At 72.4% G+C, this 13,410-nt stretch carries 13 protein-coding genes; 2 read left to right on the top strand and 11 right to left on the bottom strand.

The window, feature by feature from the left end:
- Window positions 1-320 precede the first annotated feature (320 nt).
- Window positions 321-2,552 (top strand): MMPL family transporter, encoded by a 2,232-nt coding sequence (locus ACFWVC_RS10630; protein ID WP_384281973.1) that lies wholly within the window; start codon window positions 321-323, stop codon window positions 2,550-2,552.
- An 88-nt stretch (window positions 2,553-2,640) separates the two neighbouring features.
- Window positions 2,641-3,033, top strand: a complete 393-nt coding sequence (locus tag ACFWVC_RS10635; protein WP_384281764.1) for a hypothetical protein — start codon at window positions 2,641-2,643, stop codon at window positions 3,031-3,033.
- A gap of 18 nt (window positions 3,034-3,051) precedes the next feature.
- Here the strand turns inward: ACFWVC_RS10635 and ACFWVC_RS10640 are convergent, their stop codons facing one another.
- The 11 genes from ACFWVC_RS10640 to ACFWVC_RS10690 all read right to left on the bottom strand — a co-directional run bounded on the left by ACFWVC_RS10640 (window position 3,052) and on the right by ACFWVC_RS10690 (window position 13,311).
- Window positions 3,052-3,237, bottom strand: a complete 186-nt coding sequence (locus ACFWVC_RS10640; protein ID WP_384281769.1) for a hypothetical protein — start codon at window positions 3,235-3,237, stop codon at window positions 3,052-3,054.
- Between the two features lie 50 nt (window positions 3,238-3,287).
- On the bottom strand, window positions 3,288-4,700 hold the full coding sequence (locus ACFWVC_RS10645; protein WP_384281774.1) for a carboxylesterase family protein: 1,413 nt from the start codon (window positions 4,698-4,700) through the stop codon (window positions 3,288-3,290).
- Window positions 4,634-5,515 (bottom strand): VC0807 family protein, encoded by an 882-nt coding sequence (locus tag ACFWVC_RS10650; RefSeq protein ID WP_384281777.1) that lies wholly within the window; start codon window positions 5,513-5,515, stop codon window positions 4,634-4,636. Before ACFWVC_RS10650 ends, ACFWVC_RS10645 begins: the two co-directional genes overlap by 67 nt.
- Window positions 5,516-5,644: 129 nt before the next feature.
- The gene (locus tag ACFWVC_RS10655; RefSeq protein ID WP_384281786.1) at window positions 5,645-6,028 is read right to left on the bottom strand and encodes a tetratricopeptide repeat protein; all 384 of its coding nucleotides are present in this window, start codon (window positions 6,026-6,028) and stop codon (window positions 5,645-5,647) included.
- Window positions 6,025-7,014: a pirin family protein gene (locus ACFWVC_RS10660; RefSeq protein WP_384281789.1), complete on the bottom strand. Its 990-nt coding sequence runs from the start codon at window positions 7,012-7,014 to the stop codon at window positions 6,025-6,027. The genes ACFWVC_RS10655 and ACFWVC_RS10660 overlap by 4 nt, the downstream gene beginning before the upstream one ends.
- Window positions 7,015-7,159: 145 nt before the next feature.
- A complete protein-coding gene (locus tag ACFWVC_RS10665; RefSeq protein WP_384281796.1) occupies window positions 7,160-7,483 on the bottom strand; it encodes a GNAT family N-acetyltransferase in 324 nt (107 codons plus the stop codon).
- Window positions 7,484-7,497: 14 nt separating this feature from the next.
- Complete coding sequence (locus ACFWVC_RS10670) at window positions 7,498-8,130, bottom strand: FMN reductase (protein ID WP_384281802.1); 633 nt, start codon at window positions 8,128-8,130, stop codon at window positions 7,498-7,500.
- Window positions 8,127-9,245: an LLM class flavin-dependent oxidoreductase gene (locus tag ACFWVC_RS10675; protein WP_384281811.1), complete on the bottom strand. Its 1,119-nt coding sequence runs from the start codon at window positions 9,243-9,245 to the stop codon at window positions 8,127-8,129. Before ACFWVC_RS10675 ends, ACFWVC_RS10670 begins: the two co-directional genes overlap by 4 nt.
- A gap of 107 nt (window positions 9,246-9,352) precedes the next feature.
- Window positions 9,353-10,117 carry a phosphate ABC transporter ATP-binding protein PstB gene (gene pstB, locus ACFWVC_RS10680; RefSeq protein ID WP_384281974.1) on the bottom strand — a complete coding sequence of 255 codons (765 nt, stop codon included), beginning with the start codon at window positions 10,115-10,117 and terminating at the stop codon, window positions 9,353-9,355.
- A 234-nt stretch (window positions 10,118-10,351) separates the two neighbouring features.
- Window positions 10,352-11,272 carry a sortase gene (locus tag ACFWVC_RS10685; protein ID WP_384281814.1) on the bottom strand — a complete coding sequence of 307 codons (921 nt, stop codon included), beginning with the start codon at window positions 11,270-11,272 and terminating at the stop codon, window positions 10,352-10,354.
- Window positions 11,273-11,343: 71 nt separating this feature from the next.
- Window positions 11,344-13,311, bottom strand: a complete 1,968-nt coding sequence (locus ACFWVC_RS10690) for an Ig-like domain repeat protein (protein ID WP_384281816.1) — start codon at window positions 13,309-13,311, stop codon at window positions 11,344-11,346.
- Window positions 13,312-13,410: the final 99 nt, after the last annotated feature.

Below are 13,410 nucleotides of genomic sequence, written 5' to 3' on the forward strand. Positions count from 1 at the left end.
CCGGCCGGGACGGTGGGACGTACGCCCGGGGGATGACCCCACCGCCGCCACGTGCCGGAACTCCCACGGACAGGCGGCGCATGTAGGGGCCACCGAAGTCCGGGGCGGGGGTTTTCCCCACTTCCCGGGGAGGAGAAACCCGCCGCTGAGTCACCGGTCAGCCGGATGGGACGGCGGTTCCGGGGCCCATAGCGTCGAGGTCGAGGCGGTGGTGAGGTACCACCGCCCGGCTCCGAGGGGGTTTCGACACCGTGGCAAGCGCACACGGCCGCACCCGTACCGCGGGTACGGCACACGGCAAGCAAGGCATCGCCGCCGCCATGGGCGGCTGGAGCGCCCGGCACCGGTGGACGGCGGTGGGCGGCTGGCTGCTCTTCGTCGTCCTCGCGCTGGCCATCGGTTCGATGGCCGGCCGGGTCGACGTGACGGACAGCGAGGAGGTGCCCGGCGAGTTCGGCCAGGCCGTGCGGATCCTGGACGACGCGGGGCTGAGCAACGGCCCGGCCGGCGAGATGGTGCTCGTCCGGGCGGCGTCGGGGTCGGTGAAGGCGACCGACCCGGCCTTCCGCGCCACGGTCGGTGATGTCATCAGCGCCGTGAAGGGCACCGGCGAGGTCACCTCGGTCCAGTCTCCGTACGACATCAAGGCCGTGTCCGAGGACGGGCGTTCGGCACTGGTGAAGTTCGACATGCGCGGCGACCCGGACACCGCTCCCGACCGCGTACAGCCCGTGGTCGACGCCGTACAGGGTGTCCAGGACCGGCACGGCGACTTCACCGTCGAGCAGTTCGGCGAGGCCAGCTCGCAGAAGGTGTTCGACGACGCCTTCGGCAGCGACTTCCAGCGGGCCGAGTACTCGGCGCTCCCGGTGGCGCTCGGCATCCTGCTGATCGCCTTCGGCGCCCTGGTGGCCGCCCTGCTGCCGGTCGCGCTCGCGATGACGGCCTTCCTGGCGACGACAGGTCTGGTCGCGGTCGTCAGCCACACGGTCCACATGAGCGACACCGCCAACTCCGTGATGCTGCTGGTCGGTCTGGCCGTCGGCGTCGACTACTGCCTGTTCTACCTGCGCCGCGAACGCGAGGAGCGGGAGGCCGGGCACGACCCGCAGACCGCGCTGCGCATCGCCGCCGCGACCAGCGGGCGGGCGATCCTGGTCTCCGGCGTGACGGTGATCGTGGCGATGGCGGGCATGCTCTTCACCGGCATCGGCGACTTCAAGGCGATGGGCCTGGCCACGATGATGGTGGTGGCCGTCGCGATGTTCGGGTCGGTCACGGTGCTCCCGGCGCTGCTGTCGCTGCTGGGCGAGCGGGTCGAGAAGGGCCGGGTGCCCTTCCTGCGCCGGCGCGGCCGGGGCGGTAGCGGCGGCAGCGGCGAGTCCCGCTTCTGGCGTGCCGTGCTCGGTGGTGTCCTGCGCCGTCCGGCCCTCTCCGCAGCGGTCGCCGGCGGCGCGCTGATCGCCATCGCGCTGCCCGCGGTGGGCCTGAACACCGCCAACCTGACGCTCAGCCAGGAGCTCGGCGACAAGCTGCCCGTCGTCCGCGCCTACGAGGACATCAACACGGCCTTCCCCGGCGGTCCCGAACCGGCACAGGTCGTCGTCAAGGCCTCCGACATCTCCGCTCCCGAGGTGCGCCGGGCCATCGACGCCTTCTCCCACGAGGCGGTGGCCAAGGGCGCCAGCCCTGGCCCGGTGGAGACCGAGACCCACCCGAAGGAGAACGTCGCCGTCCTCACGGTGCCGCTGACCGGCGGCACGGACGAGAACAAGGCGGAGGCCTCGCTGCGGATCCTGCGCGACCAGGTCCGCCCCGACACTCTCGGCAAGGTCGCCGGCGTCAGCGCGCCGATGGCCGGTTCGACGGCCGCGTCGATGGACTTCACGGACAAGATCGGGGACGCCGTGCCCCCGGTGTTCGCCTTCGTCGTCGCCTTCGCCTTCCTCCTGATGCTGCTCTCCTTCCGGTCGCTGACCATCGCCCTGACCTCGATCGTGCTCAACCTGCTCTCGGTGGGCGCCGCGTACGGCATCCTCACCGTGGTCTTCCAGCACGGCTGGGGCGCGGGCCTGGTCGGTGCCGAGGGCGTCGGCGCGATCGTGGCCTGGCTGCCGCTGTTCCTGTTCGTGATCCTCTTCGGGCTGAGCATGGACTACCACGTGTTCGTGGTCTCCCGGATCCGCGAGGCCCGTATGCGCGGTCTGAGCACCCAGGATGCGATCCGGCAGGGGATCACCACCACGGCGGGTGTGGTGACCAGCGCGGCGGTCATCATGGTCGCGGTGTTCGCGATCTTCGGAACGCTGTCCATGCAGAGCATGAAGCAGATGGGCGTGGGCCTGGCCGCCGCGGTGCTGATCGACGCCACCGTCATCCGCGGAATCCTGCTCCCCGCGGTGATGTCGCTGCTCGGCGAGCGCAACTGGTACCTCCCCTCGTGGCTCAACTGGCTGCCCGACATGACCCATGACGAGACGGCGATCGCGCCGCCGCCGGTCCGCCCTGACGGTGTGCCGGCCCCGGCCGAGCCCTCGGGCGTGGGGCGCTGAACCCACTGCCCGCGGCAGGCGCTCCCGGCCCGGTCCCCGCATCGCGGGGGCCGGGCCGGCTGTCGGTGCCCCGCGCCATCATGGCCGCGTGGACACACAGACGCGCATCGACACCTGGCGACGACTCCTCGACGACCCCCGCAAGTGCTGGGTGCTCTTCGAGCACGGCACGTGCGTCGTGCTGACGGCCCCCTCCACGGACGACCCGGCCGGCCAGGCCACCGCGATCCTGCGGGAGTTCGGGCCGGTGCAGGCCAGCGGCCCAGCCGGGGACTTCTCCGTGATTGACGTCGGGGAGGCCGACGGCTGGGTGGTGACGGGAGACCACCCGGACGTACTCACTCACGTGGCGCCCGACGAGCACGACAGGACCGCCGGTGCGCCCGACATCGCCGTCGGTCTCCACGGCCGCTCGAAGCGCCACCGGGACGGGGCCGAACTCCGCGTCGTCCACGTGGAGGACGCCCGCGCCGGAGGCTGAGTCCGCGGAACGCGCCCGTCAGCCGGACTCGGTGGGGCGCGGGCCTATCGGCTCCCGCCCCTCCCCCGCCCTCGGTCCGGCCACGGGACCGGCGGGCGCCGGAGCGTGGAACGGATCGAGGACCGGCGCGGGGCCGCGGACCGGGGCGGGAGCGGTCAGGTCGGGATCGGAGAAGAGCGCCGGCTCTTCGTGTGAGGTCGACATGTCCAGCAGACTATCCGGTGTTCGAATATCTGTGCGATCCCCCAAAAGAGTTATCGAGTCGCCGGCCCGAACCGCCTCACCTCCGGCCCCGACTCCGGCTCCGCCCCGGGCTCCAGTCCCGGAACCCCCGGGATCCACGGCCCCCACGGATCCAGGCCCGGCCCGTTGGGGCTTCCCGTCGCCGTGAAGGCGGCGAGCGCGCCACCGAAGGCCCGCCCGAGGGCGCGGTCGGCCGCGTCCACCCGGCCGAGCATCGGCGCGTCGCGGAAGGCGTCGAACGTGCCGAAGAGGAACGGCAGTTCCGCGCAGTGCGTGGCACCCAGGGCGACGCCGCCGATGTCGGCCTCCCCGGGCGGCCGCCGCGTGAAGCGGTACACGTACGCGGGGGCCCCGTCACGGGCGCACTGCCCCGCGATCTCGGTGATGCCCGCGCGGAAGAACTGCTCGGCGGCGACGTCCAGAGGTTCGCCGAAGGACGTGATGGCCAGGAAGGCGGTCATCTCGTCCTGCGTACCGCCCAGCAGGACGTCCGTACCCCGCAGGGCACCGCCGGCCACCGCCTCCCGCCATCCCGTCGCGGTGAGCGCGCCGCCGCGCACCGGATAGGTCGGCGGCGCGGTGTCGCCCGGCCGGGCGCGCTCCACGACGAGCCGCCCGTACGCCTCCAGCAGGCGTTCGACGGGCAGACCGCGCAGGGCGCCGGCCCCCGGGACACCGAGCAGGCGCAGGTAGTGCGCGGCGGCGTCGGCGGCCTCCGCCGGCTCCTGCGGCTCCAGCCCCCACGGACCGCTCTGGCCGATCACCCGCCGGACCAGCCCGCGCGTCCCCGGGTCGAGCGCGAGGGCGAGCGCGGAGTACGCGCCGGCGGACTGGCCGCCGACGGTGATCGCCTCGGGGTCGCCGCCGAAGGCCGCGACGGAGTCCCGCACCCAGCGCAGCGCGGCGGCCTGGTCCTGGCTGCCGATGTTGTCGGCGCCGAGTTCCGGCGCCTGCAGATAACCCAGCGGCCCGAGACGGTAGTTGATGGTGACGACGACGATCCCGCCGAGTGCCGCCAGCCGCCCGCCGTCGTAGAGGTCCCAGCCGCCCGAGCCGCTGGTGTAGCCGCCGCCGTGGATCCACATCAGCACCGGGCGCGGCGGCGCCCCGGCGTCCAGGGCGCCCTCGGGCGCCCACACGTTGAGGGTGAGGCAGCCGGCCTCGTCGCTGTGCAGCTCCCGCGGGCCCAGGATCGCCTCCAGGCGGCTGTGCCCCTGCGGGGCCCCGGGACCGGAACGCGCCGCGTCCCGCACGCCGTTCCAGCCCGGATGCGGGCGCGGGGAGGAGAACCGCAGGTCGCCCACCGGCGACGCGGCGTACGGGATCCCGCGGAAGGCCGCCACCCCGCCCTCCTCGGTCACCCCGCGCACGGAGCCGCGCTCCGTGACCACCACCGGCCGCCGCTGTTCGTGCTTGTCGTCCATGACCGCCGGTCTACCGTCCCGTCGTGGCGGCCGCTCGCAGGCGGCCGCCGTGGCGCGGTGCGAGGGGCGGGAAGACCGCCCGGATCGCCGAACGCCTCTCCGGGGCCGCGGGGCGCGGTCAGGCCGCCCCCGGGCCCGGCCGGGGCGGCCGCCTCGCCTAGTGCCGCCGCCTCAGAAGCGGCCGCCGCCTGCCGTGCGCGCTCCTGGCCACGGGCGGCCGCGCGGCGGCCGTAGAGGATGGTCCAGGCGATGAGGACGCCGGCGACGGCGTACGACAGCACCGAGTTGACCGTCACCATGGTGGCGGTGGACAGCCGGTACGACAGGCCGATGCGGGCCAGGGCCTCCACGACGTAACTCGCCCCCCAGACGACGGTCATCGTGCGCACCACGTGGCGGAAGCCCTCGTACTGCCACAGCCCGTCGTAGCGTTCGGCGCCCTCCTTTGTGCCGTCGGTGCCGAACTTGCGGCCGAAGTAGAACATCAGCGGCCTCGGCGCGAGCAGGCTGGCGAGGCAGACCACACCGAACAGGCCCGTCACCGCCGAGTCCTTGACCAGGAGCAGCCGGGTCGAGTGCGGCCCCACGACGGTGACCAGCACGGTGATGGCCAGGAAGATCAGCGTCATGATCGCGAACTCGTCCACCTTGCGCCGCCAGGCCAGCGAGACGCCCGTCTCCAGCACCGGCCAGACACCGGAGACCAGCAGGGCCGGGAACTCGTCCCAGCCCGCGTCCATGAGCCGGTTGTACGTCAATATGGGCAGGACGATGTTGCACACAATGGTGAGCGCCCAGCCGAGCGCCGATGACACACGTGACCGTCCGGACACGGTTTCCCCCCGTTGCAGACCGATGTCCGGGGAACGTATGTGCCGCGCCACCGCCCGGCCGGGGACTTTGCCCAGCCTTTAGACGGTGGCGCGGCGTTTTCGGAGCGGCTGTCAGCTCTCCGGCGGCAGTTCCCCGGAGAAGGCCGCGGCCAGCCGCAGCCAGGGCGTGGCCTCGTCGGCGCGCCCCTGCCGCTGGAGGGTGCGGCCCAGCATCAGGTGCGCGTAGTGCTCGACGGGGTCGCGGTCGATCACCGCCCGCAACTGCTCCTCGGCGCGGCCGAGCTGGGCGGAGTGGTAGTAGGAGCGGGCCAGCAGCAGACGCGGCGCGATCTGCTCCGGGACCTCCTCGACGACGTCCGTCAGCAGACGGGCGGCCTCCGTGTACTCCTTGGCCTCGAAGAAGAGCCCGGCGCGCTCCCAGCGCTCCGCCGTGGTCTCCTCGGCGGCCTCGAAGGGCTCGACGGCCTCGGACGACTCGAAACGGGTGGGGTTCACGTGAGCTCCTCTCCGGGTGCGGTGTGCGGCATGCGGGCCGCCTGCTCGAAGCCGAGCCGGCCCTTGTCGAAGTCCTCGATGGCCTGCAGGACCTCGGCCTTGGTGTTCATCACGAACGGTCCGAAGTGCGCGACCGGTTCGCGGATCGGGCGCCCGCCGAGGACGAGGACGTCCAGGTCGGGGGTGCGGCTGTCGGGGTGGCCGGTGGCCTCCAGTGTCAGGGTGTCGCCCGCCCCGAAGACCGCGAGCTGGTGCGCGTCCAGCGGGCGCCGCTCGGCGCCGGCCGTACCGCTCCCCGACAGCGCGTACGCCAGGGCGTTGAAGTCGGGCCGCCAGGGCAGGACCAGGCGGGCACCGGGGCTCAGGGTCGCGTGCACCAGGGTGATCGGGGTGAAGGTGCTCCCCGGCCCGCGGTGTCCGGCGACCTCGCCGGCGATGACGCGGACCAGCGCGCCGCCGTCCGGGGAGGACAGCAGCGCCGCCTCGGGGCCCTCGATGCTCTGGTAGCGCGGCGGGTTCCACTTGTGGGCGCGGGGCAGGTTGACCCACAGCTGGATGCCGTGGAACAGCCCGCCGGAGACGACCAGTTCCTCCGGCGGCGTCTCGATGTGGAGGATGCCGCTGCCGGCCGTCATCCACTGCGTGGCGCCGTCGCTGATGGTGCCCCCGCCGCCGTGCGAGTCCTGGTGCTCCATGCGGCCGTCGATCATGTACGTGACGGTCTCGAAGCCGCGGTGCGGGTGCCAGGCGGTGCCCTTGGGCTCCCCCGGGGCGTACTCGACCTCGCCCATCTGGTCCATGTGGACGAACGGGTCGAGCACCCGCGGGGAGACCTCGGCGAAGGCCCTGTGCACGGGGAAGCCCTCGCCCTCGTAACCGCGCGGAGCGGTGGTCACGGTGCGTACGGGGCGCTGCTCGGCGGCCACCGGGTCGGGCTCGGTGACACGGGGCAGGAGCAGCGTGTTCTCCACGGTCACGGCGGGCATGGGACGCTCCTCGTTCTCGGGAACTCTCCCGGGGGTCCGGGCCGGACCTCCGTCGACTGGTTTAACCTTCAACCAACCAACTTCATTCCGGCCCTCGCCGACCCCGCCCGCCCGACGGGCCGCCTCGCCCGGCCGACGCCGCGACTCAGAGACCGAAGCGCGCGCGCTGCCCCTCGGGCACCAGCTCCACGTACTCGGGATGCTTGCCTATCCAGGCCCGGATGAAGGGGCAGAACGGCAGGACCTCCAGCCCCCGGTCGCGCGCGGCGTCCAGCGCGGCGCGGGCCAGGATCCCGCCCAGGCCCCGGCCACCGAAGCGGGGATCCACCTCGGTGTGGATGAACGCCATCTCCTTGCCGTACAGGTGGTACTCGGCGAAGCCGGCTCGCTCCTCCGGGCCCCCCTCGTCCACCGCCTCGAAGATCTCGAAGCGCGACTTGTCCGGGTTGTCCGCGACACGTGCTGCCATGGTGCGGCCCCCTTCTACTCGGGCCGCAGGGCGGCCAGTTGCTGCTCGAACGGAACGACCGTATCGGCCACGGATCGAGGCGCGGGCGGCCGCGCCACCAGCAGCCCGGCCAGCTCGCCCGCGGCGCGCGCGATCCGGGTCGGCAGGGTGTCGGTCAGCGGGTCGCCGCTGCCGCCCCAGTCCTCGGAGGCGGCGTAGACGGCCGTCGGCACGACGATCGCGCGCAGGTAGGCGAAGAGCGGCCGCATGGCGTGCTCCAGCGCCAGCGAGTGCCGGGCGGTGCCGCCGGTGGCGGCGATCAGCACGGGCTTGCCGGTGAGCGCGTCATTGTCGAACACGTCGAAGAAGGACTTGAACAGCCCGCTGTAGGAGGCACTGAACACCGGCGAGACGGCGATGAGCCCGTCGGCCCGCGTCACCGCCTCGATCGCCTCCGCCAGCGCGCGCCCGGGGAAGCCGGTGACCAGGTTGTTGGCGATGTCCACGGCCAGGTCGCGCAGTTCGATCACGCGCACCTCGACCGGGCGCCCGTCCTCGGCGGCGGACTGCCGGGCGGCCTCGGCGAGCCGGTCGCCGAGCAGCCGGGTGGAGGACGGGACGCTCAGCCCGGCCGAGACGACCACGAGCTCGATCGGTTCAGGGTTCATCGGACGACCTCCGTCTCCTTCTCGGCCGCGGCGGCCGCCTCGGCGTCCCGCCGGGCGACCAGCGAGGCGTGGACCGGCGCGTCCGGCACGCCGGCCGGGCGGCCCTTGGCGAACTCCTCGCGCAGCACCGGCACGACTTCCTCGCCGAGCATGTCGAGCTGTTCCAGGACCGTCTTCAGCGGCAGGCCCGCGTGGTCCATCAGGAACAGCTGGCGCTGGTAGTCGCCGGCGTACTCGCGGAAGGACAGCGTCTTCTCGATGACCTGCTGCGGCGAGCCGACGGTCAGCGGGGTCTGCTCGGTGAAGTCCTCCAGCGACGGCCCGTGGCCGTACACCGGGGCGTTGTCGAAGTACGGGCGGAACTCGCGCACGGCGTCCTGCGAGTTCTTCCGCATGAAGACCTGGCCGCCGAGCCCGACGATCGCCTGCTCCGGCGTGCCGTGGCCGTAGTGCGCGAAGCGCGCGCGGTAGAGCTCGATCATCCGCTTGGTGTGGTCGGACGGCCAGAAGATGTTGTTGTGGAAGAAGCCGTCGCCGTAGTAGGCCGCCTGCTCGGCGATCTCCGGCGAGCGGATGGAGCCGTGCCAGACGAACGGCGGGACGCCGTCCAGCGGCCGCGGCGTGGAGGTGAAGCCCTGCAGCGGGCTGCGGAAGCGGCCCTCCCAGTCCACCACGTCCTCGCGCCACAGCCGGTGCAGCAGCGCGTAGTGCTCCACCGCGAGCGGGATGCCCTGCCGGATGTCCTGGCCGAACCAGGGGTAGACCGGGCCGGTGTTGCCGCGCCCCATCATCACGTCGACGCGGCCGCCCGCCAGGTGCTGGAGCATCGCGAAGTCCTCGGCGATCTTCACCGGGTCGTTCGTGGTGATCAGCGTGGTCGAGGTGGACAGGATCAGGTTCTCGGTGCGGGCCGCGATCCAGCCCAGCATCGTCGTCGGCGACGACGGCACGAAGGGCGGGTTGTGGTGCTCGCCGGTCGCGAAGACGTCCAGCCCCACCTCCTCGGCCTTGAGCGCGATCGCGGTCATCGCCTTGATCCGCTCGTGCTCGCTCGGCGTCCTGCCTGTGGTGGGGTCGGGGGTGACGTCACCCACCGTGAAGATTCCGAACTGCACCGGCCTCGTCCTCCTGCATCGCCTCGACTGGCTTGTTTATTATTCAACCACCTCCTCGAACGAGAACACCCACTGCCCTTATTCCGCCGCGGCCCGGCGGGGCCGGATCAGCCGAAGCGGCCCGCCACGTAGTCGGCCGTGCGCTGGTCGGAGGGGTTGCCGAAGATCTGCTCGGTGGCACCGTGCTCGACGATCCGGCCGGGCGTGCCCTGCTCGGCGAGGAAGAACGCGCACTGCGCGGAGACACGGTTGGCCTGCTGCATGTTGTGCGTCACGATGACGACGGTGACCTCGCCGGCCAGCTCCATGATCGTCTCCTCGACGCGCCGGGTCGAGGTGGGGTCCAGGGCGGAGCACGGCTCGTCCATCAGCAGCACGCGCGGCCGGACCGCGAGCGAGCGGGCGATGCACAGACGCTGCTGCTGACCGCCGGACAGGGCGCCACCGGGCTTGCGCAGCCGGTCGCGGACCTCCTTCCACAGGCCGGCGCGGGTCAGGCACTCCTCGACCAGCTCGTCCTTCTCCCGGCGCGTGGCGCGGGTGCCGGTGAGCTTCAGCCCCGCGACGACGTTGTCGTAGATGGACATCGCCGGGAACGGGTTCGGCTTCTGGAAGACCATGCCGATCCGGCGGCGCGCGTCGGTGAGACGGCGGCCCGGGGAGTAGATGTCCTCGCCCTCGAAGAGCACCTCACCGGACAGGGCGGCGGCCGGGATCATCTCGTGCATCCGGTTGAGGGTGCGCAGGAACGTCGACTTGCCACAGCCGGACGGGCCGATGAGCGCGGTGACCTCGCCGGCGGGCATGGTCAGCGAGACCCGCTCCAGCACCTTGTGGTCGCCGAACCAGGCGGAGACGGCGCGCGCCTCCAGCTCGGCCGGGGACGGGACCGCGGACCCCGCCGTCGCGGTCACGGCGGGCAGGACGGCGGTGTCGGCCGCCCCGGTGCTCTCGGCGGCGGCACCCTCGGCGGACGCGGCGGACGCGGCAGGCACGGCGGTCTTCACGAGCGCGACGGGCGCGACAGGCGCGTCGGAGACGTCAGCGGCGTCGGAGGCGCGGACGGGCTCTGCGGACTCGGCGATGTCGGTCATGGTTGGTTTCCTCTACAGCAGGTTCGGGAGCAGCTGGGTGACCTGGCCGGCGACCTGGAGGCCGACGACGGCCACCACCGGCAGGAAGACGATCCAGGTCTGGTGGCGGCCCCAGCGGTGCCAGGCCCACACGGCGGCGATGGAGACGAGGGCGAGCGCCTGCAGCCACATCACCAGCGGCCACGGCACGCCCGTTCCGGCGGCCATCGGCTGCTCGGAGTCGGGCAGGGTGCCGGACTGGATGACGGCGGCCGGGCTCTCGACGGTGGCGGACACCTGCTCGGCGTCGACGCGCAGCACACCGGCGGGCAGATAGGACGGGCCGGTGGCGGTCACCAGCACGAGCCGGCCCTTGCCGGCGGCGAGGGCCGCGGGCGCCGGGTCGCCGGCCCGGCGGACGTCCGTGACGCGGTAGGAGATCTTGCCCTGGCCGGTGGTGACCGTGAAGGGGTCGCCGGACCGCAGCTGCGCCAGGTGCCCGAAGGGACCGCTGTACGCGGCCGCGCGGCCCATCAGCACGCTGGTGCCGGCCTGACCGGGCATCGGGGTGTCCCGGCGGTGGCCGGGACCGTCGGCGAGCACGCGGGAGTCGGTCCCTTCCAGGACCACCTCGCGCACACCCACGGACGGGATGTCGATGAGGGCCAGCGGGGTACCGGGGGCGAGCAGCTTGCCGTTCTGGTCGGTCTGCGCGACGGGCGCCGTGCCCAGCGCCAGGTTCGCCCGCAGCGCGTCGAACGCCGCGTGCTGCGCGGCCCGGTACTCCAGGTGGCTCACGACCAGCAGTTGCGCGGTCAGCCCCAGGAGCAGCGCGGCCAGGGTGAGCAGCGCGCCCCGGACGAGGTGCTGCGTGGCGGGTATCCGCGCGAGGGACAGCGTTACGGTGGCGCCCCGGTCACGGGTACGGGGCGGATTCGGTGCGACGACCGTCACGGCGGTCTGCCTCCTGCGGATGCGGTCGGGGGCCGGGGAGGCCGCGCGGACGCGGCCTCCCCGGCGGTCGATCAGGTGGACTTGATGGTGAAGGTGGAGCCGTTGCGGGCGTTCACCGTCGAGGAGCCCAGGTAGTGCACGTGGAGCTTGTGCGTGCCCTTCTTGAGCTTCGGCAGGGTGACGGTCACCTTGCCGCCGCTCAGGGTGCGGGTCGCGATCACCTTGGTGCCGTCGACGATCTGCACCTTGCCGCCCGGGGTGGTGCCCGGAGCGGTGACCTTGACCGAGACCTTGGCCTGCTTGGTGTGGCTGACCGAGGTCGGGTGGGACGCGGACACCGAGGCGGTGGCCTTGACGATCGTCAGCTTCACCGTGGCGGTGGCGGTGTACAGGCCGCTGTTGCCGCCGTACGACACCGTCAGGGTGTGGGTGCCGACCGACAGGTGGCTGGACACCGAGACGGTGGCCTTGCCGTGGCTGTCGAGGGTGCCCGTGCCGCGGGTGGTGCTGCCCTCCTTCACCGTGACCTTGCCGCTCGGCTTGACGCCGTTGCTGCCGGTGACGGTGACGGCGATCTTCGGCGTGTGGCCGTACCCGGTCTTGGCGACCGTGCCGGTGACCTTGCTGGTGTACTTCACCGCGCCGGTCCAGGTGGCCGGCTTCTCGCTCGCGCCCACGAGGTTGTTCGCGACGAGGGTGGCGGTGTAGGTGCCGGCGGTCAGGCCGGTGGCCGTGTACGAGGTGGTGGTCGCCGCCAGGTCCTTGTTGACCACGACCGAGCCGTCGGCGCGGGTGATCAGGACGCGGTAGTCGGTCACCGGGATGCCGCCGGCGACGGGAGCCGCCCAGCTGAGCTTCACGCTGCCGCTGCCGAGGGTGGTCTTGACCGCCGGGGTGACGGGGAGGTTGGCGGCGGTGCCGTCCTCCAGGCCGCCCTGCTTGGCGTGCTTGGCCAGGCTGATCGAGCCGTTGTAGGACTCGTTCATGAAGCCGAAGTCGTCGATGACGTCCTCGGCCGTGTCCGACGCCAGCGCCGCGGTGTGGCTGCCGCTGGTGACGAAGATGTCGTACAGCGCCTTGTCGAAGAAGACGCTGGTCGGGTCGATCGACCGGGTCGGGACGACGTTGTAGACATCGCGGCCGAAGGTCGCGTTGTCGTAGTAGCCGCCGACCGGGGCGAGCTTGCCGTTGACCTTCGTGATCGGGGACGTGGTGCCGGTGTCCCCGGGCAGCTGGATGTTGGCCAGGAAGGCACCGGCGGCGACCGCGGTGGAGCTGTGGTCGGGCGCGATGCCGTTGTTCTGCGCGATCCAGCTGGCCACGGAGAACGGAACCAGGGCGCCGTCCGCCTTGAGGGCGTCGTTGGCCTGGTTCTCCTGGACGGTGGCGACCTTCGACACGTCGTTGTCGTTGAGGCCGATCGCGGCCAGGAAGAACTTCCGGGTGCCGGAGCCCGCCTGCGGGATGAAGGGGGTGACGGCCTGGCCGTTCACCACCGTCAGCGAACCGTTGTAGATGTCGTGCAGCTGGTCGACCGTCAGGTTCTGCAGCGCGGAACCGCGGGCGGCGACGCCCACCGCGTCACGGGCCATCGGGATGTAGGTCAGGGCGGTGCCGCTGACGCTGGGGCCACCCGAGGAACGGGCGAAGTCCACCTGGCCCTTGATGGCGACACCCTGCCCGTTGGGGAAGGTGGTACCGGTCAGCGACGCGCTCAGCGCGGCGCGGCCGGGGCCGGAGCCGTTGGGGCGCGTGAAGGACACGCCGTGCTCGCGGGTGCTGATCGTGGCGGAGCCGATCGCGTCGTAGGACGCGAGGCGGACGTCGCCCGAGGACACCCCCTTGGTCGCATAGCTCACGCCGTTGACGGTGTCGCCCGCCAGCGCGTTGAGCACGTCCTGCGTGGTGTCGGAGCCAACGCCGACCAGCTGGCGGAAGGCACCGGCGTCCGGGTCGGCCTGGGCCGGGCTCGCGAGAGCCAGGCCGCCGGCCACGACGGCGGACACGAGGGCCACCGCCGTAAGGCGCGTAGAGCGCATGAAGGATCTCCTGCTCATGAACGGTGAAACCGGTGGTTGCCAAAGATCTGGCAGGGTGGTGCCAGCCGTCCGCCCCGACTGCCTTTCGGGGCGGGCGGC

Source organism: Streptomyces sp. NPDC058691 (assembly GCF_042714775.1).
Classification (GTDB): Bacteria; Actinomycetota; Actinomycetes; order Streptomycetales; family Streptomycetaceae; genus Actinacidiphila.